Source organism: Vibrio sp. VPAP30, from assembly GCF_001188205.1.
GTDB lineage: Bacteria > Pseudomonadota > Gammaproteobacteria > Enterobacterales > Vibrionaceae > Vibrio > Vibrio bivalvicida.
On record NZ_LBLS01000008.1, the window covers coordinates 1 to 18,717 of the forward strand.

Genomic DNA, 18,717 nt, shown 5'->3' on the forward strand with positions numbered 1-18,717 from the left:
AGCGAGAAGCGAGAAGCGAGAAGCGAGAAGCGAGAAGCGAGAAGCGAGAAGCGAGAAGCGAGAAGCGAGAAGCGAGAAGCGAGAAGCGAGAAGCGAGAAGCGAGAAGCGAGAAGCGAGAAGCGAGAAAGTTTTGGAAGGTTGACGTTAAGGTGTCAACCTTTTTTCTGTATTTTAGACGTAAGTCCCTCATAAAAACTCTGTATCGGATACCTACTCAGCAGCTATAACGTTCGCCTCTCGAAGGACGGAGTCCGTTCTCGGAGCGAAGCGTTCTACATTCTCGCGGGCGTAGCCCGATCTCAGAGCGGAGCGATTCTATTACTCCAACGGCTCAGTTGGCGCCTGACTTTTAACCTTCTTTGGTGCAAAAGCCACATTGCCCAGTTCGTCAGCATTGCCATCAATCAATTCACCAAAGTGGAAAATACCAAACTCACCTGGTTTCATCCGGTGCCAAGTTTCGTTATCAGTCAGTGGCTGGGTTGCTATAACCGAAACAACATCATTGGGTGTTGTCTCTTCTTGAAAGTTGATTTCCACATCTTCGTCAATCAGCGACGCCTTACCAAACGGTGCGCGACGAGTAATCCAATACAAATGATTGGTACAGTAAGTCATGACATACTCACCATCAGACAGCAACAAGTTAAATACCCCTTTTTCACGTAACTTATCGCAGCACTGGGCAATAAATCGGAACACGCCCACCATGTCTTGAGGCGGCTGCGGGTACTTGTCTTCCATTTGTTTTAGTAGCCAACAGAACGAAAGCTCACTGTCGGTTTGACCAACAGGGCGATGACGTCCAGTCGCGAAGTCTTGGTAATCACTTAATTGACCATTGTGCGCAAAGGTCCAGTAACGGCCCCAAAGCTCACGAGTAAACGGATGCGTATTTTCAAGGTTTACCGCACCACGATTAGCCTGACGAATATGACTGATCACCGCACAGCTTTTGATCGGATAATTCTGTACAAGCTCTGCGATCTTTGAATCGCAGCTTGGATTTGGATCTTTAAAGTTACGAAAGCCCTTGCCCTCGTAGAAGGTAATTCCCCAACCGTCACGGTGCGGACCTGTATTTCCGCCACGTTGCATTAGCCCAGTAAAGCTAAAACAGATATCGGTTGGTACATTGGCGCTCATTCCGAGCAATTCACACATGGTTTAAAAAGCTCCCTGTTAAAACAACCGTACCCGCCTAAAATACGGATACGGTTTAAACCATTCGGAAAATTACTTTTCCATTTCTTTTTCGATCAATTGAATCACTATGTGGATAATCTTAATATGGATCTCTTGAATTCGATCTGCATAGCCAAAGTGTGGAACACGAATTTCGATATCCGCTAGGCCCGCCATTTTCCCGCCATCTTTGCCTGTAAGTGCAATGGTCTTCATCCCTTTCGCTTTAGCAGCATCGATCGCTTTCAGAATATTGCCTGAGTTGCCAGAAGTCGATAAACCAAATAGTACATCACCCTTAGCTCCCACCGCTTCCACATAACGAGAGAACACATACTCATAACCAAAATCATTACTGACGCAAGACAAATGGCTTGGATCAGAAATAGCAATACCTGGTAAGCCAGGACGATTTTCACGGTAACGACCTGTCAGCTCTTCCGCAAAATGCATCGCATCACAGTGTGAACCACCATTACCACAAGAAAGTACTTTACCACCTTGCTTAAATGAATCCGCCAGCATTTTTGCCGCGGCTTCGATCTGAGCAATGTTGGTCTCATCACTTAAAAACTTATTCAGAACATCAGCAGCTTCGGTCAGTTCGTTTTTAATCAGGTCCTGGTACATAGGTTTATCTCTAATTTTTGTAATAAAGGGCTCTGCGTAAAAGCAGAAAACGTTATCTACAGAGTTTACTCAAACAATTCTCACTGTCGATAGCTGACTGATAACAATTCCCGCTTTGGTGCAAATCTTGGTTCACAAAATCCGCATAGCCCATCATTTTTAGACTTTTCACTCTACTTGGATCACTTTTTAAGCAATTACCCGTTTTACATTTTGTTAATATTTTGATTACACTTAACTGGTTAGACCTCTTACGTGTTATCGGCATAAAACAGAACACATTTCGCCGTAATAAAGGAACATACATATGGACATCTTGCTCTCTATACTTGGCTTTACTGCAGTACTTGCGACCTGCTTATATCATCGCAGCTCACTGTCACTGTCAATCGCTGCTCTTACTGCCACTATGGTTGTACTCTCTATTTTAGGGACTGCAGGCTCACTTAGTTGGATTCTATTTATTGCCGCAATAACAATCCTCGCAGTCCCATCTATCAGACAATCACTGATCAGCAAAAAAGCGCTTGAGCTGTTTAAAAAAGTGCTTCCTGCAATGTCTCAGACTGAGAAAGAAGCACTCGATGCGGGTACGGTTTGGTGGGAAGCCGAGCTGTTTAAAGGTAAACCTGACTGGAAAAAACTGCACAGCATCCAGACACCGCAACTCAGTGCTGAAGAACAAGCCTTCTTAGACGGCCCGGTTAACGAAGTTTGCGCTATGGTGAATGACTATAAAGTCACACACGAATTAGCCGACCTACCACCTGAAGTTTGGCAATTCCTAAAAGACAACAAGTTCTTTGCCATGATCATTAAGAAAAAATATGGTGGCCTTGAGTTCTCCGCTTACGCTCAATCATTAGTGCTGCAAAAGCTAACCGGTGTTTCAAGCGTGCTTTCTTCTACCGTTGGTGTTCCCAACTCATTAGGGCCAGGCGAGCTTCTGCAACACTATGGTACTACAGAGCAAAAAGATCATTACTTGCCTCGTCTTGCCGAAGGCAAAGAAATTCCATGCTTTGCTTTAACTAGCCCAGAAGCTGGATCTGATGCTGGTTCAATTCCAGATTTTGGCGTGGTGTGTAAAGGTCAATGGGAAGGTAAAGAGGTGCTGGGTATGCGCCTAACGTGGAACAAGCGTTACATTACTCTTGCTCCTGTTGCCACTGTACTTGGCTTAGCATTTAAACTGCGCGATCCAGAAGGCTTGCTTGGTGACAAGCCAGATCTTGGCATCACTTGCGCGCTCGTTCCCACCCACCTGAAAGGTGTCGAGATAGGTAATCGCCACTTCCCACTCAATGTGCCCTTCCAAAATGGCCCGACTCGTGGTGAAGATTTATTTGTTCCGCTCGACTTTATCATTGGCGGCCCAAAAATGGCAGGACAAGGCTGGCGTATGCTGGTTGAGTGCCTGTCTGTTGGCCGTGGTATCACGCTACCTTCAAACTCGACTGGTGGAATTAAAACCGCAGCGCTGGCAACTGGCGCTTACGCTCGAATCCGTCGCCAATTCAAACAACCAATTGGTCATATGGAAGGGGTTGAAGAGCCATTAGCACGATTAGGTGGTAACGCTTATGTTATGGATGCTGCCAGCACTCTAACCGTGGCAGGTATCGACTTGGGAGAAAAGCCTTCAGTCATCTCTGCGATCGTGAAATACCACTGTACCCACAGAATGCAACACAGCGTTATTGATGCCATGGATATCCTCGGTGGTAAAGGGATCTGTATGGGGCCATCGAACTTCCTTGCGCGTGGGTATCAAGGTGCACCCATAGCGGTTACGGTAGAAGGAGCAAATATTCTGACTCGTTCTATGATTATCTACGGCCAAGGGGCAATTCGTTGTCATCCTTTTGTTTTAGAAGAAATGAACGCGGCCTACTCTGAAGCATCTGACGCCCTAGACAAGTTTGACTCAGCATTGGCAGGACACGTGAGCTTTGCTATGAGTAACCTAGTTCGTAGTTTCTGGCTTGGTCTAACCGATGGCCGCTTCTCAGATGCACCAGTCAAAGACTCAACTACTCGCTACTACCAGCAACTAAACCGCTACAGTGCAAATATTGCACTCCTATCAGACATTTCAATGGCTGTTTTAGGTGGTTCCCTGAAACGCAAGGAACGTCTGTCTGCACGTCTAGGTGATATTTTGAGCCAACTATATCTAGGTTCAGCTACCTTAAAGCGTTACGAAAGTGATGGACGTCATACAGAGGATCTACCACTAGTACATTGGGGGTTGCAAGATAGTCTCAAGCAGACTGAGCTTGCCGTAGACGAGTTCTTAGCCAACTTCCCGAACAAGTGGTTGGGCAAAGCATTACGCCTATTAATCTTACCATTTGGTCGCGTACGTCAAACGCCAAGCGATAAGCTCGATAGCCAAGTTGCTCAGATCTTACAGACACCGAGTGAAACTCGCTCTCGAATTGGCCGTAACCAGTACTTTGCAGCAAGTGAATTCAATGCCGTTGGTCGTATCGAACAAGCGCTTGAAATCATCCTTCAAGCTGAGCCTGTGTTCGACAAAATCTGTAAAGAGACAGGTAAGCGCCGCCCATTCCTACGTTTGGATGAAGTCGCTGCTATTGGTTTAGAAAAAGGTATTATTGATGCCAACGAAGCGACGTTACTGCGTGAAGCTGAAGTGCAGCGCTTGTATGTAATCAACGTCGATGACTTTAGTCCGGAAGAACTGGCAGCAAAGCCGCAACCGCAGCTTTGTTCAAAAATGGATGAAGTCGCGTAAAGATAACTGCTATGACGAAGGGCTGCTCTGCAGCCCTTTTTAGTCTCAGAATTTTATAATGTGCATCAAATAACGCCATTACTTCTTCGGCATTTCCAACTGCATCTCAGGAATTGCTTGTTTGCTAGCTTTCAGTTTACGCATAACAAACCATACCACTAAACCAAGAAGAATCATCACTACATTACCCACGCCGATAATAATCATGGTACGCGTGCGTTTTTCTTCTCGCATCTGAATTAATTGCAGTTCTTCTAAACGTTTTTGCTGTATGAGGCGTTCCTCTTCCTGTAGTCGGCGAGTCTCCGCCATATCCACTTCAGCAACGACGCTATACGAATGCTCTGTCATCTGGAAAATTAGTGGTCGTTCAGAGCCCATTTCAGTTGCAAATGCTTCTCCTGTCCACGTATAAAGGCCAATGGTTTCGCTGTAAGGAATCTCTAACTCAAGCTTGTTGCTCTCTGCCTCTGCCGAACCTTGTACCGATATTAACTGTCCTTCAGGCGAAGTATGTTCAATGCGCCCTGCAATTGAACCAGGCAAAATCATTCCCTGCTCACCTGCGATAATTATTTTATTTGGACTCATAGCGTCACGAGACTGAATAAAAGTCGTCTGTAATGGTGTCGGGTAGACAAGCACCTCTTGCTCTTGTGCCCGTAAAAACACCCCATTACCTGAGGTAACTCTTACTCGATATTTACCTGGTGCACTGGTAATTGGCAAAGAAACAGTAAAAATGCCGTCACCCGCCACCTCATCCAAATTTTGTCCATCATCGGCAAACTCGCCGATAACTTCTGGAACAGGCTTGGCTTCTTTAATAAGTTCATCTTCATTTTCGATGTACTTGGTAAACGTCACCTTCAGCTTAACGCGATCTAGAAAATCACGTAGTACCAGCGGTTGATCATTTGATGTCAGACGTGCATTAAACTTAATCGATTCACCTTGATAAAGCCGGCTTGGCATCTTGTCAGTAGAAAGCTCAAGATGAGATATCATTTTAATTTTATTTTTCGGTGTGACTTTACCAATCGCCTGCCAAGGTCCAGGCATGGGATTATCAATAGAAACAATGTCCATTGACGACTCTTGATACCAACGCACGTTGTCAGGACTACGCCATGCGTAATACTTTTTACCATCAGGTCTGACAAGAACCACTGGCTGAGACCTTTTCGCTCGGTAAATCACAAAAGTAATTTGTTTGATCGAGGGGTCGACGCGAAAGCGGTTGTCTAATAGAGACATAGAGGACTCTTCAGCGCTATAGCCTAACGCGCTAAACAAAATGGCGACAATGGCAATCCAAATCCTCAACATCTTTTCTCCTATTGACGCCAGAGACAGCTTCCGCTTTTCTCGACGATATCTAATCTACTTTGGTGGGCTTCTATTTCATCGGCGCTTGCACGCAAAACCTTTAGCGCTTTTCGTCCGCTGGCGGCACGTTTTATGGATTCACCACCCTCACTTGAACTTCCCGCATTGAATTGCAATGAGGTTTGCCCACCTGTCATCAACAGGTAGACGTCGGCAAGAATCTCCGCATCGAGTAATGCCCCGTGTAGCGTACGATGGGAGTTATCGATACCATATCGGTCACAGAGGACATCAAGATTGTTTCGCTTGCCCGGGAAGATTTTCTTCGCCATAGCCAGCGTATCGGTCACCTTACAGTAGTCAACCGTTTTGCCGATCTGTGAATTGAGCATACCAAATTCATGATCCATAAAGCCGACATCGAAGGACGCGTTGTGAGCCACCAGCTCTGCCCCTTTAATGAACTCTAAAAACTCATTGTGAACGTCTTGGTATTCTGGCTTATCTACCAAAAACTCATCGGTAATACCGTGAACTTCAACCGCATCAGGCTGAATTTCTCGATCGGGCTTAATGTAAACGTGAAAGTGTCGACCTGTCAGTTTACGGTTGATAATTTCCACCGCACCGATCTCGATAATGCGATGCCCTTGGTAATGTGGTCCACCTTCACGGTTCATACCTGTGGTTTCGGTATCGAGTACCACGATACGGTGTTGATTCGAATTGTTGCTAGTATTCATAACAAAATATGTGTCAGACTATGCCAATAATGTGCTTAACCCAATAGTATCAAATCATGACGAAACAGGTGGAAATTTTCACTGATGGTTCTTGCCTAGGTAACCCTGGTCCGGGTGGCTATGGTGTTGTTCTACGCTATAAACAAACCGAAAAGACTTTAGCCAAAGGTTATACGCTAACCACCAACAACCGTATGGAGATGCTAGCGACCATAGTCGCACTGCAAACACTAAAAGAACCCTGTGATGTCATCTTAACCACAGATAGCCAATACGTTCGCCAAGGCATTACTCAATGGATTCATAACTGGAAAAAACGTGGTTGGAAAACCGCAGATAAAAAGCCAGTTAAAAATGCTGACCTTTGGCAAGCACTCGATAAAGAAACTCAACGTCACACCATCGACTGGCGCTGGGTAAAAGGCCATGCAGGTCATCGCGAAAATGAGATGTGTGACGAATTAGCACGCGCCGCCGCAGAGAACCCTAGCGAAGAAGACAGTGGATATATTCCAAACTAATCTTGGTGACTTTGCTTATTCGAAATCTTGTAATTGACGCCTAATGGCGTCAATTTTCGCTTTAACTTCCAATGAGGCTTAATAGGTTTTAGTGGGTAGGTTCGCTTACGGGCAACAATAAAATACAAACTTCCCATAGGTGACGCCCAGTCACCTATACTGTTCTCTAGCCATGTCCACATCGTGCGGTACTTTTGCATCGGAAACAGCGCATAACTGTCACACTCAATCACTTGATAATTCATAAGACCCAACCAATCCTTCACTCGGTTAGGAGTAAACATTCTGCCACTCCAGGGAAGAGCATTTTTACGCCACGGCATCAAGCTCGCCAACCCAGTGAGGCTAATTGGATTAAAACCCGTAATGATCAAATAACCATCGTCAATGACCACCCTATCGACTTCACGTAACATTCGGTGCGGATCGTTACAGTAATCAAGTTGATGAACCATCAAGACCGCATCAAAACTTTTCTCTAAAAACGGCAAATCGTAGCCATCTGCAATTACATTATGTAATGGGTTCTGGATATCTAGATTAACTTGATGTTGAATATTACAGTTGAAACTGGTTAACTCGCAGCTCAACCCACCCAGTTTTAGTAAATGATAACCGAATAGCTTAGGGCACCATTCGTCGACGCGGGTTTGAATAGACTCACTGACCCACTGACCATTTTTTAACTGAGACCATGAATGAGGCTTTTCAAGCTTTTTGCTGCTACGTGCTGGCTTCATAGTTAACTGCTTCACCCAAGCGTCTGTTGACCAATATACTGGAGACACAACCATGTTGAATATCAAAAGCATACCTGCATTTAATGATAATTACATCTGGCTGATTGAAAATAGCGATCGCCGTTGTGCTGTTGTTGACCCAGGTGACTGTGCGCCTGTTTTAGCTTATCTAAAACAGCATAAATTGAGTTTAGAAGCGATTTTGATTACCCACCATCACAATGACCATATTGGTGGTATCCCTGAGCTAGTGAGACAATTTCCTGATGTCGATGTTGTCGGCCCTGCCAATGAACCCGTGCCGACTTTGACGCACGCCGTGGAGGCGGGCGATCAAATCGAGTTATTTGACGAGATGTTTTTTGTACTCGGTTTAGAAGGCCATACGCGAGGTCATATTGGTTATGTGGGTGACGGCAAGCTTTTCTGCGGTGATGTACTCTTCTCTGCTGGCTGCGGACGAGTATTTGAAGGCACAATGGAGCAGATGCATACCTCACTGTCCAAGCTTGCCGCATTGCCTGAAGAAACTGAGGTTTACTGCGCACACGAATACACCGCGAGTAATGTTGCGTTTGCCCTTGCAGTCGAACCTGATAATGAGTTACTTCAGCAATACCGTGATGAGGTCAATCGACTACGAGCACAGAACAAACCCACGCTACCAACAACGATACGTCGCGAAAAATGGATCAACCCTTTCTTACGTACAGACCAACAATCTGTCATCCGAAGTGTGGCAAATCGCACAGTTGAAAGCGATTCACTCGCGATTTTTAGCGCATTACGTGAGTGGAAGAACGAATTTTAACGAATTGCTGCTTGTCACCTACTAATTGGGACAAGTATTATCAGCAGCCAAGTAAAAAAAGGGCTGTGCAATGCGATTAAAACACAGCTGGGTATTAGCGCTATTATTATCAGGTTGTCAGCTTACCCAGCCGACTGATTCCGGAGAAGCCGTCTCTCCAGAAACAAACAATCCAACAATCAAGCAAACTGAGCCTAGCGCTCAATCAGCGAAACCCATAGTCAAAACCGAGCCAGTGGTGACTCCACAGACACAGCAAGATGTCTGGCAGCGTATCGCTATGCAATTAGAGATGCCAATTCCTGACCACAAACTCGTTGACTACTATCGTACGTGGTACCTAAAACACCCCAATCACCTAAAAACTGTTTCACAACGTGCCGAACCATTCTTGTATCTTATTACCGAGAAAATAGAGCAGCGCAACATGCCTTTAGAATTGGCTCTTTTACCTGTGGTTGAAAGCTCTTTTGATGCATTTGCCTACTCACATGGCAGTGCGGCAGGGCTATGGCAATTTGTTCCTGGCACGGGCAAGCAACAAGGCCTTAAGCAAAACTTTTGGTATGATGGTCGCCGTGACGTCGCCGCTTCAACCGACGCTGCCCTAGATTACCTTACCTATCTCAATAAGCGTTTTGATGGTGAGTGGACTCACGCCATCGCTGCCTATAATAGTGGTGGTGGTCGAGTATCCAGTGCAATCCGTAAAAATACTAAACTTGGTAAACCTACTGACTTCTTCTCGCTAGACTTACCAAAAGAAACCAGTAGCTATGTACCTAAACTTCTTGCGCTTGCGGATGTAGTGGCGAATCAAGAAAAGTATGGGATCAATATTCCGACGATTACCAACAAGCCCGTGGTTGAGCTGGTCGATCCGAAAGAGCAACTTGATTTAGCCATTGCGGCTAACTATGCCGGTATTAGTGTTAAACAGCTTCAGAGCTTGAACCCCGCCTACAATCAGTGGGCCACGGCTCCAAATGGCCCACATCAACTGCTGTTACCAACAAGTAGCATAGCTCAGTTTAATAACGCGGTTAATGAAAACCGTGGTAAGGGTATGAAGGTCGTTCGTTACAAGGTGAAATCGGGCGATAGTCTTAGTGTGTTGGCGCAAAAGTACAACACCACAGCAAAAGTGATTCGCAGCGCTAATAACCTAAGCGGTAACAATATTCGTGTTGGCCAACACCTTATGATCCCGACGTCAACGCGTGATGATAAAGCTTATGCGCTAAGCGCATCCAACCGTTTAGCCAACACTCAAGCCAAAACTCGAGGCAAATACAAGCTCACTCATATAGTTCGCTCTGGCGACAACTTATGGTCTATCGCTCGCGCCAACAAAGTTTCTCATCAATCACTGGCAAAGTGGAACGGCATGGGCCCAAGAGACACCTTGAGAGTTGGCCAAAAACTAGTGATTTGGAAGAACAACTCAGATGGAGCTATCATCCGTACTGTTTTCTACAACGTGCGTAGTGGTGACACAATCAGTGGTATTGCGAGCAAGTTTAAAGTGAAATCAAACGACATTGTTAAATGGAACGATCTCAACAGACAGAAATACCTTAAGCCAGGTCAAAAGCTTAAGCTGTATGTTGACGTAACTAAGGTAAGTGTATGAACCCGTCAAGTAACCCGTTAGTTATGCTAGTCGATATTTTCCGTTCGCCTAGCGCATGTTTCTTAGCACTATATCAACGTGGAGCTTGGGGTTGGCAACCTTATATATTCTTGGTTCTGTCCCCTTTCTTGTTCTGGGGTGCTTACTTTGACATGGTCGACTTCGAGTGGCTAAAACAAGGGCTGACAGCCCAACTCGCAGAAACCAGTCCACAGCAACTTGAATTGCTCGAAGCCAATACCTTAATGGCGAGCGAAATCATTAGCGATATTGTTGGCAGAACACTGACAATTTTAATGCTCGCATTTTGGTTCAATCTCGCAACTAAACCTAGCCAACATCAGCATGGGTTCTGGAAGTGGTTTGCCGCCAGTGCAGTAATTACCTTCCCGGCGATTATTGGCGATCTGGCAAGCTATGTAAGCGTGCTGTTGAAACACGGACAGGTAATGGTTTACGCTGCTGATTTAAATAGCCTGAACGGATTGCTCAAGCTACCACTGACAAATGAGTGGTCTCAGTTTGCCAGTTCATTCCCGCTATTACTGCCTTGGTACATTGCTTTGGGGTATGCTGCGGTAGGTACATGGACTGAATTTGAACGCGGCCAAGCTCTGGTTATTGCCGCACTACCTTGGCTTGCCTACTACCTAATTTGGGCGCTCTACATCTTAATATTCTAACCATCTGTAGCTAAGTGAAAGCTCACCAAAATTGGATTATGATCAGAGGCGTCAGAGATTGGCGCCTCAGCTTTTTCTAGCACTAAGCCACGATAAAAAACATGGTCTAAGGGTAAACCGGTAACAAACTGAGTACGATGATCTGGCTGGTATGACACTTCCTGCAAGCCTAATGATGCCAGTGCTTCCAACATCACGCTAAACCGCTCTTCACTCCAACTATTAAAATCTCCAGCAACAATAATTGGCCCTCGATGCTTAGCTAGCTCGTCAGTCAAGGTTCGTAACTGGCGATAGTATTCAGCAGTGCCGTAGGTAAAGTTGATCGCATGAATATTGACCACCGCTAAGCGCTCTCCAGAAGACAAAGGATAGCGCGCATAGAGTGCGGATTTAGGTAAGCGTAGCCAGGGCTCTAACTCGGTGTAGGCACAGGCTTTACTTGGTGTCGTCAATGATAAATTTAATACTCCCGCAGAGGTGTCAAACGCTTTAAAAGCGTCCACCTGGCTACCAAACCACCCTTGTTCGCCAATCCACTTTGTTAGTTCAGCTGTCATGCTCGATTCCTGCAGCAGCACCAACTGTTTCCCCTCCGACAACTCGGCTAAGCGTTCCTGCCAGTTGGGCTTATTCTGCTTATAGATATTCCACACTAAAAGCTCCAACCTACCGCCATTATCCACCACAGATGCCTTTTCATTGTGGTAACAGTGTAAAGAGCCGTGTACTTGATTAGCTGAAATTGAGGTCAATTGCACTTGTTGGGAATAGCTAAAGGCGGTCTGATAACCAATGATTACGGTCAGAGATAAAACGAGAGCGGTAAGAACTAAGTAAACAATTTTCTTCATTGGCGAGCCTAAACAAAAAAGAGCCTCACGGCTCTTCTCAAAAATACACTGGATTAGATAGCGTCTTCATCTTCTTCACCCGTACGAATACGGACAATACGCTCGACATCAGTAATAAAGATTTTACCATCACCAATTTTGCCTGTTTGTGCGGTTTCGATAATGGTATCAACACACTGATCGGCCACATCATCCGTGACTACAATTTCAAGCTTTACCTTAGGTAAGAAATCAACCATATACTCTGCGCCACGATACAGCTCAGTATGACCTTTTTGACGGCCAAAGCCTTTAACCTCAGACACTGTCATACCTGTAATGCCAACTTCAGCAAGTGCTTCACGCACGTCGTCTAACTTAAATGGCTTGATAATAGCTTCAATCTTTTTCATGTTCTTCCCTTAAACTATTGTAATTGTCTCTATTATCCCATGTTCGCTAACTAATAAAAAGCCCGAGCATAATGGCTCGGGCTCTTCAATCATAGGTAAACTATTTCAAGCTTGCGTAGTATGCGGCTAGATTCGCCACATCGGCATCACTTAGCATTGCGGCTTGCGCCTGCATTACTGCTGCGAGACCACCGTTGCGCTCTTTTTTCTTATAGGCATTAATAGAACTCACTAGATATTGCTCATTTTGACCTTTTAGGTTGGGGTAACCAGGGATCACAGCTATACCATCAGCACCATGACAAGCCGCACATATTGCAGCTTTAGCCTGACCTGCAGCAACATCACCCGCAGCCAATACATTGCCACTCAGTAGTCCCATCCCTAATACCAATCCAATCGCGACTTTTTTCATTGCTCTTCCTTATAATTCCGTAATATTTGTACGTTTTTATGTATACAATTTTACATAAACCGTTTTCGCTTGTCCCAGATCAGTTCACAATCCTGACCTATAAACTGACGATCAATAAATAAATCACCGACCGCAGCTACTCGCTCTCCACACATCAATATTGGTGTTCTACGTCTTAACCAACTCGGGACACCATATTCTTGGAATAATTTTTTCAGTTTACGACTATGCCCGCGCTCAGTTGGGTGAGCACTCAGGCCTTCAGGATTAAAAGTGATACGAAGTTTGCTTTGGCCCAATGCTTTTTGAGACATGGAGCCATGAGTTGAGCTGACAATGGCGAGAGTACCTAAGGAGTCAGGCAGTAAACAGTGGCTATCAATTTGGAGCTCTTGCTGCCACAGTGTGAGTGGCCGCCAATCTTGAACAATATAAAGACCACGCAAATAGCGACGAATTTGAGCTTGAGGTAATTGGAGTTGTGGATTGGCATCACGCTGTGCCAGTGCAACCTCCCGCCAAATCAGAGCCAGTTGCTCTCGGCTTGGCATACGAAGTTGCCCTTGCTCTAACCACATACGAATAATTCTGCTGCGGATAGACGGTGTTAACGGTTCTAACTTTTCGATACTCAGACTTTCGTCGCTCTGCAAGCACTGCTGATATTTATCGATTAATAGTTCATCAATAAGGCACTCTTGCTCAGAACAAAGTTCGGAAGCACGTTGAATAGACTGCCTGATATGCGGCCATCGTTCGACTAATGCAGGCGTAACCGAGTGACGAATATAATTGCGCTCAAAGCGTTGATCCTGATTGCTCTCGTCCTCAACCCAGTCGATTTGTTTTTCCCCTGCATACTGCTCAATCTCTTTACGAGGAACCGTCAATAGTGGACGCAGCAACTTTGCGCAGCCAAACTCCATCACTTGCGCCATAGATGAAAGTCCTTTAGGGCCACTTCCACGTTTAAGTGCTAGGAAAAATGTTTCAAGTTGGTCATCAGCATGCTGCCCTGTTAGTAGCAGATCACCGGGCTTAAGGTGTTTTTTTAATGCCCCGTATCGAGCGTCACGGGCACTCTCTTCAAGGCTTCGAGCTTCTGTTACAACACTCACTCGCTCTAACACAAATTCAACACCAAGTTGCTGACACCACTTTTGACACTGCAGCGCCCAGTGGTCAGCATTAGGGCTTAAGCCATGATGAACATGGACAGCAAAACACACAATATTTCTCTTCTGACAGTACTGCGTCATTAACTCCAACATTACCCGAGAATCAAGTCCGCCACTGAGCCCTAGTATTATTTGGTTTCCGGTTTTGTAGTGTTGTTCTAGTGTATTGTCGAAAATAGATTCTAGGTTCATAACTATCAGCAATTGGAGTGGTTAGTGGTAGTTTATCATTGGCAATAAAAAAGGCTGAACCTAAGTTCAGCCTTCTGTCTCAAATCACATAGATTAACAGTAGCCGTAGCTCATTAGACGCTGGTAACGACGCTCAAGAAGCGTGTCGTTGTCGAAAGCTTCCAGCTCCTCAAGCTGACGAACTAGGGTCGCTTTCATGTTTTGCGCCATTTGCAGATGGTCACGATGTGCACCACCGAGAGGTTCCTCGATAATTTCATCGATAAGTTCTAACTCTTTAAGACGCGGAGCAATCAAACCCATCGCTTCTGCAGCTTGCGGTGCTTTATCCGAATCTCGCCAAAGGATAGATGCACAACCTTCTGGAGAAATAACCGAGTAAGTTGAGTACTGAAGCATATTCACATAGTCACCCACACCAATCGCTAGTGCGCCGCCAGAGCCGCCCTCACCTACAACGTTACAGATAACAGGCACTTTCAGACCCGACATCACTTTTAGGTTAGTAGCGATAGCTTCAGATTGACCGCGCTCTTCTGCCCCAACACCTGGGTAAGCGCCTGCGGTGTCGATGAAAGTGATGATAGGCATATTAAAGCGTTCAGCGGTTTGCATTAAACGCAAAGCTTTACGGTAACCTTCCGGCTTCGGCATACCAAAGTTACGCTTCACTTTTTCTTTTGTCTCACGACCTTTCTGATGACCAATGATCATTACAGGGCGACCGTTTAACCGTGCCATACCACCAACGATCGCTTTATCGTCAGCGTAATGGCGATCGCCAGCAAGCTCATCAAACTCTGTAAATACGTGTTCAATATAGTCTAGCGTGTAAGGACGCTGTGGGTGACGAGCAAGTTGGGCAGTTTCCCAAGCACCAAGGTCGCTGAAGGTCTTCTTCTTAAGCTCTAGGCTCTTCTTCTCTAGTTGTTCGATCTCTTTTTCAAGATCAACACCAGACTCTCCACCATGACGAGATACGTCACGAAGTGCTTCAATTTTTGCTTCTAGCTCTGCGATTGGTTTTTCAAATTCTAAAAAATTCAGGCTCATCTATAGATCCTTTATGATTCGGTGGCGTTGTACCGAACTTAGTTAAATTCGAGTTCTACCTGGCCTTTCCCAAGTAGTTGTTTTAAATCATCTAATAATGCGTCGCTTGGCGTCACTCGCCATTCTGTACCTAACGTTAAACGCGCCCGGGCATCAGAGCGTTGGTAGTATACATGGACAGGAACGCTACCCGCCCGATGAGGCTCTAGTATTTGACTAAAACGCTCAAAAAATCGGTCATTGATTTGCGATTGATCGATGGAAACTGATAATCCCCGTGCATATTTTTCACGAGCAGTTCCAAGATCCATAACCTCGCGCGCGGACATTTTAAGACCACCATTGAAATCATCAAAGCTGACCTGTCCAGAAACAACCAAAATTTTATCTTTTTCTAACAATTCTGCATATCGATCTAACGCATCGGAGAACAACATCACCTCCATACGTCCACTGCGATCATCCAGTGTCATAATACCAATACGAGTACCACGCTTGGTAGTCATCACACGAGCCGCAATAACAAGACCAGCAATGGTAACACTTTGATCACGTCTGGTTGGCGTTGCGTCTTTTAGTCGACAACTGGTGTACTTACCAAGTTCCTTTATGTAGGCATTTATTGGATGCCCGGTCAAATAAAGGCCTAAAGTATCGCGTTCACCTTCGAGCCACACTTTTTCCGGCCAAGGTTCAACTTTAGTGTATTTGTGCTCAACTTCTTCAGGTGCTTCGGTCAACACGCCGAATAAATCGGTTTGACCAAAGGCTTCTGCTTGGTGGTGTTGGCTAGCCGCTTTTACCGCATCATTAAGTGAAGCCATCATTGCAGCGCGATGCGGGCCAAGGCGATCCAATGCGCCCGCATAAATAAGTTTTTCAATAACTCGCTTATTGACCTTTTTCAGGTCGATACGAGCACAGAAGTCGAATAGGTCTTTAAAATGGCCGTCTTTGTTGCGCGCTTCGAGAATAGCATCGATTGGGCCTTCACCCACTCCTTTGATAGCACCGATGCCGTAAACAATCGCACCATCTTCATCGACATTAAAACGATACAAACCTGCGTTGATATCTGGCGGCAGAACTTTGAGTTTCATACGGAAACACTCATCGACCAGACCAACGACTTTCTCGGTGTTATCCATATCGGCCGTCATTACCGCCGCCATAAATTCGGCCGGGTAATGCGTTTTAAGCCACAGCGTTTGGTACGAAACCAGCGCGTAGGCGGCTGAGTGCGATTTGTTAAAGCCGTAGCCGGCAAACTTCTCCACCAAATCGAAGATCTTCATCGCCAACTCGCCATCAACACCATTGGCGATCGCGCCCTCTTCAAAGGTAGCGCGCTGCTTAGCCATCTCTTCAGGTTTTTTCTTACCCATAGCACGGCGAAGCATATCCGCACCACCTAGGGTATAACCAGAGAGCACCTGGGCGATCTGCATTACCTGCTCCTGATAGAGGATAATGCCGTAGGTTGGCTCTAGAATCTCCTTCAGAGAGTCGTGCTGCCACTGCTCATCTGGGTAAGAAACCGCTTCGCGTCCATGTTTACGGTCGATGAAGTTATCTACCATGCCCGATTGCAGCGGACCGGGACGGAACAGAGCTACCAGTGCGATAATATCTTCAAAACAGTCTGGTTGAAGGCGTTTAATCAGCTCTTTCATACCGCGAGATTCGAGCTGGAATACCGCGGTGGTTTCCGAGTTTTGCAATAAGTTAAATGACGCTTGGTCTACGAGTGGAATCGACTCAATCGCGACCGGTGGTTTGCCTTCTTTCTCTAGACGAGGGTTAATCAAGCCCAGCGCCCAATCGATGATGGTTAGTGTTCTCAGGCCTAAGAAGTCAAACTTAACCAGACCCGCGGTTTCAACGTCGTTTTTATCGAACTGAGTGACGGGGAAGTGACCTTCCGCATCAGCATAAATCGGCGCAAAGTCAGTAATTGTAGTTGGCGATATTACAACACCACCAGCATGCTTACCTGCGTTACGTGTACACCCTTCTAAGATGCGACACATATCGATCAGCTCTTTAATTTCTTCGTCGTTTTCGTACAGCTCAGGCAGTGCAGGTTCTGCTTTGAATGCTTTTTCTAGCGTCATACCCGGATCTGGCGGGACCAGTTTCGAGATGCGATCAACAAAACCGAAGCCATGACCAAGTACACGGCCTACGTCACGAATTACCGCCTTCGCTGCCATAGTACCGAAAGTGATGATCTGCGATACCGCATCACGGCCATACATTTCAGCAACGTGGTCGATAACTTGGTCGCGCTTATCCATGCAGAAATCGACATCAAAATCGGGCATGGATACACGCTCGGGGTTGAGAAAACGTTCAAACAGCAGATCGTATTCAAGTGGATCAAGGTCGGTGATCTTAAGCGCATAAGCCACCAACGAACCTGCACCAGAACCACGCCCCGGGCCTACTGGGATCTCGTTGTCTTTTGACCACTGGATAAACTCCATTACGATCAAGAAGTAGCCAGGGAATCCCATATTGTTGATAACTTCCAGCTCGATTTTAAGACGTTCATCGTACTCTGGGCGACGCTCTGCTCGTTCTTTTGGATCAGGAAACAGAAACTCTAGACGTTCTTCTAAACCTTCCTCTGACTTTTTCACCAGAAACTCAGTCTCTTCCATACCTTCGGTTGGAAACGCAGGCAAGAAATACTCACCAAGGCGAACTGTAACGTTACAGCGCTTAGCAATTTCAACGCTATTTTCCAGCGCTTCTGGGATGTCAGAGAACAACTCACACATCTCTTCTTCACTACGTAGATATTGCTGAGGACTATAGTTTTTTGGTCGACGGGGATCTTCTAACGTGTAACCATCGTGAATCGCGACACGAATTTCATGGGCATCAAACAAGGTTTCATCAAGAATAACCACATCATTGGTGGCGACAACAGGGAGATCATATTGATCTGCAAGTTCTAAAGCAAAGTGCAGGTACGTTTCTTCATCGGCGCGCCCGGTTCGAACTAATTCAAGATAAAAACGATCAGGAAAATGAGTCTGATAAAACTCGATACACTGTTCGACAATCTTCTGATTGCCTTTAAGCAATGCTTTACCTATCTCACCACTTTTAGCTCCAGAAAGAACGATCACACCTTCTGAAAGCTCTGCTAGCCATTCTTTATCGATAACGGGTTGATGCTGAACATGCCCGCGCAGATACGCTTTGGATATTAGTAAAGTAAGATTTTTGTAACCGACATTATCTGCGGCTAACACTGTCACCTTGGTTAGCTCATCACCAAACTCAGGTGACTGCATAACAAAATCAGCACCAATAATTGGCTTTACACCACAACCATGAGCGGTGCCATAAAACTTAACCAATCCACATAAGTTGCTAAAGTCAGTGAGCGCCACGGCAGGCATGCCCAACTCGGCCACTTTCTTAACCAAGGGTGGCACTTTTGAAAGGCCATCGACCATGGAAAAGTCACTATGAACTCGAAGGTGGATAAACTTAGGGTCTGACATGAATAGGGTCCGAAGCGGTTACAAATGATAGAGATATTTGAGGTATTTTAAGTGAAAACCTTCGACTTATATACCCCT

At 45.7% G+C, this 18,717-nt stretch carries 16 protein-coding genes; 5 read left to right on the forward strand and 11 right to left on the reverse strand.

Annotated elements, in window-relative coordinates:
* Nucleotides 1–319 precede the first annotated feature (319 nt).
* Together ZX61_RS00500 and lpcA are read right to left on the reverse strand one after the other, a co-directional pair.
* Nucleotides 320–1,165, reverse strand: coding sequence for a class II glutamine amidotransferase (locus ZX61_RS00500; protein ID WP_049842779.1), 846 nt, complete (start codon nt 1,163–1,165; stop codon nt 320–322).
* Between the two features lie 72 nt (nt 1,166–1,237).
* Nucleotides 1,238–1,816 (reverse strand): D-sedoheptulose 7-phosphate isomerase, encoded by a 579-nt coding sequence (gene lpcA, locus ZX61_RS00505; protein WP_049842780.1) that lies wholly within the window; start codon nt 1,814–1,816, stop codon nt 1,238–1,240.
* 307 nt (nt 1,817–2,123) lie between these two features.
* Here lpcA and fadE point away from each other — a divergent pair, with 307 nt between their 5' ends.
* Complete coding sequence (fadE, locus tag ZX61_RS00510; RefSeq protein WP_049842781.1) at nt 2,124–4,577, forward strand: acyl-CoA dehydrogenase FadE; 2,454 nt, start codon at nt 2,124–2,126, stop codon at nt 4,575–4,577.
* Between the two features lie 78 nt (nt 4,578–4,655).
* On the opposite strand, the gene ZX61_RS00515 is transcribed toward fadE, so the two are convergent.
* Together ZX61_RS00515 and dnaQ are read right to left on the reverse strand one after the other, a co-directional pair.
* On the reverse strand, nt 4,656–5,906 hold the full coding sequence (locus ZX61_RS00515; protein ID WP_049842782.1) for a TIGR03503 family protein: 1,251 nt from the start codon (nt 5,904–5,906) through the stop codon (nt 4,656–4,658).
* A gap of 8 nt (nt 5,907–5,914) precedes the next feature.
* Nucleotides 5,915–6,649, reverse strand: coding sequence for a DNA polymerase III subunit epsilon (gene dnaQ, locus ZX61_RS00520; RefSeq protein ID WP_049842783.1), 735 nt, complete (start codon nt 6,647–6,649; stop codon nt 5,915–5,917).
* A gap of 56 nt (nt 6,650–6,705) precedes the next feature.
* Between dnaQ and rnhA the strand changes: the two genes are divergently transcribed.
* A complete protein-coding gene (gene rnhA, locus ZX61_RS00525) occupies nt 6,706–7,170 on the forward strand; it encodes a ribonuclease HI (protein ID WP_049842784.1) in 465 nt (154 codons plus the stop codon).
* Here the strand turns inward: rnhA and ZX61_RS00530 are convergent.
* A complete protein-coding gene (locus ZX61_RS00530; protein WP_049842932.1) occupies nt 7,167–7,910 on the reverse strand; it encodes a class I SAM-dependent methyltransferase in 744 nt (247 codons plus the stop codon). The two genes, rnhA and ZX61_RS00530, sit on opposite strands and share 4 nt — an antisense overlap.
* A gap of 52 nt (nt 7,911–7,962) precedes the next feature.
* On the opposite strand from ZX61_RS00530, the gene gloB reads away from it, so the two are divergent.
* The 3 genes from gloB to ZX61_RS00545 all read left to right on the forward strand — a co-directional run bounded on the left by gloB (nt 7,963) and on the right by ZX61_RS00545 (nt 11,037).
* Nucleotides 7,963–8,721 (forward strand): hydroxyacylglutathione hydrolase, encoded by a 759-nt coding sequence (gene gloB / locus ZX61_RS00535; RefSeq protein WP_049842785.1) that lies wholly within the window; start codon nt 7,963–7,965, stop codon nt 8,719–8,721.
* Nucleotides 8,722–8,791: 70 nt separating this feature from the next.
* Nucleotides 8,792–10,354 (forward strand): lytic transglycosylase, encoded by a 1,563-nt coding sequence (locus ZX61_RS00540; RefSeq protein ID WP_049842786.1) that lies wholly within the window; start codon nt 8,792–8,794, stop codon nt 10,352–10,354.
* A complete protein-coding gene (locus tag ZX61_RS00545) occupies nt 10,351–11,037 on the forward strand; it encodes a YIP1 family protein (RefSeq protein WP_049842787.1) in 687 nt (228 codons plus the stop codon). Before ZX61_RS00540 ends, ZX61_RS00545 begins: the two co-directional genes overlap by 4 nt.
* Here the strand turns inward: ZX61_RS00545 and ZX61_RS00550 are convergent.
* From ZX61_RS00550 to dnaE, 6 genes are all read right to left on the reverse strand, one after another.
* A complete protein-coding gene (locus tag ZX61_RS00550) occupies nt 11,034–11,891 on the reverse strand; it encodes an endonuclease/exonuclease/phosphatase family protein (protein WP_049842788.1) in 858 nt (285 codons plus the stop codon). The two genes, ZX61_RS00545 and ZX61_RS00550, sit on opposite strands and share 4 nt — an antisense overlap.
* 53 nt (nt 11,892–11,944) lie before the next feature.
* Nucleotides 11,945–12,283, reverse strand: a complete 339-nt coding sequence (gene glnB / locus ZX61_RS00555) for a nitrogen regulatory protein P-II (RefSeq protein ID WP_004744805.1) — start codon at nt 12,281–12,283, stop codon at nt 11,945–11,947.
* A gap of 100 nt (nt 12,284–12,383) precedes the next feature.
* Nucleotides 12,384–12,698 (reverse strand): c-type cytochrome, encoded by a 315-nt coding sequence (locus tag ZX61_RS00560; RefSeq protein WP_049842789.1) that lies wholly within the window; start codon nt 12,696–12,698, stop codon nt 12,384–12,386.
* Nucleotides 12,699–12,748: 50 nt separating this feature from the next.
* On the reverse strand, nt 12,749–14,068 hold the full coding sequence (gene tilS, locus ZX61_RS00565) for a tRNA lysidine(34) synthetase TilS (RefSeq protein WP_049842790.1): 1,320 nt from the start codon (nt 14,066–14,068) through the stop codon (nt 12,749–12,751).
* Nucleotides 14,069–14,161: 93 nt separating this feature from the next.
* Nucleotides 14,162–15,121 carry an acetyl-CoA carboxylase carboxyl transferase subunit alpha gene (gene accA, locus ZX61_RS00570; protein WP_049842791.1) on the reverse strand — a complete coding sequence of 320 codons (960 nt, stop codon included), beginning with the start codon at nt 15,119–15,121 and terminating at the stop codon, nt 14,162–14,164.
* A 38-nt stretch (nt 15,122–15,159) separates the two neighbouring features.
* A complete protein-coding gene (gene dnaE / locus ZX61_RS00575; protein ID WP_049842792.1) occupies nt 15,160–18,639 on the reverse strand; it encodes a DNA polymerase III subunit alpha in 3,480 nt (1,159 codons plus the stop codon).
* Nucleotides 18,640–18,717: the final 78 nt, after the last annotated feature.

Excerpts from the sequence above, each read along its gene's own strand:
- ZX61_RS00550 (WP_049842788.1), bottom strand. The coding sequence starts at position 11,891 with ATGAAGAAAATTGTTTACTTAGTTCTTACCGCTCTCGTTTTATCTCTG.
- tilS (WP_049842790.1), bottom strand. The coding sequence starts at position 14,068 with ATGAACCTAGAATCTATTTTCGACAATACACTAGAACAACACTACAAA.
- lpcA (WP_049842780.1), bottom strand. The coding sequence starts at position 1,816 with ATGTACCAGGACCTGATTAAAAACGAACTGACCGAAGCTGCTGATGTT.
- gloB (WP_049842785.1), top strand. The coding sequence starts at position 7,963 with ATGTTGAATATCAAAAGCATACCTGCATTTAATGATAATTACATCTGG.
- ZX61_RS00530 (WP_049842932.1), bottom strand. The coding sequence starts at position 7,910 with ATGAAGCCAGCACGTAGCAGCAAAAAGCTTGAAAAGCCTCATTCATGG.
- ZX61_RS00500 (WP_049842779.1), bottom strand. The coding sequence starts at position 1,165 with ATGTGTGAATTGCTCGGAATGAGCGCCAATGTACCAACCGATATCTGT.
- fadE (WP_049842781.1), top strand. The coding sequence starts at position 2,124 with ATGGACATCTTGCTCTCTATACTTGGCTTTACTGCAGTACTTGCGACC.
- ZX61_RS00545 (WP_049842787.1), top strand. The coding sequence starts at position 10,351 with ATGAACCCGTCAAGTAACCCGTTAGTTATGCTAGTCGATATTTTCCGT.
- dnaQ (WP_049842783.1), bottom strand. The coding sequence starts at position 6,649 with ATGAATACTAGCAACAATTCGAATCAACACCGTATCGTGGTACTCGAT.
- rnhA (WP_049842784.1), top strand. The coding sequence starts at position 6,706 with ATGACGAAACAGGTGGAAATTTTCACTGATGGTTCTTGCCTAGGTAAC.
- accA (WP_049842791.1), bottom strand. The coding sequence starts at position 15,121 with ATGAGCCTGAATTTTTTAGAATTTGAAAAACCAATCGCAGAGCTAGAA.
- dnaE (WP_049842792.1), bottom strand. The coding sequence starts at position 18,639 with ATGTCAGACCCTAAGTTTATCCACCTTCGAGTTCATAGTGACTTTTCC.
- glnB (WP_004744805.1), bottom strand. The coding sequence starts at position 12,283 with ATGAAAAAGATTGAAGCTATTATCAAGCCATTTAAGTTAGACGACGTG.
- ZX61_RS00540 (WP_049842786.1), top strand. The coding sequence starts at position 8,792 with ATGCGATTAAAACACAGCTGGGTATTAGCGCTATTATTATCAGGTTGT.
- ZX61_RS00560 (WP_049842789.1), bottom strand. The coding sequence starts at position 12,698 with ATGAAAAAAGTCGCGATTGGATTGGTATTAGGGATGGGACTACTGAGT.
- ZX61_RS00515 (WP_049842782.1), bottom strand. The coding sequence starts at position 5,906 with ATGTTGAGGATTTGGATTGCCATTGTCGCCATTTTGTTTAGCGCGTTA.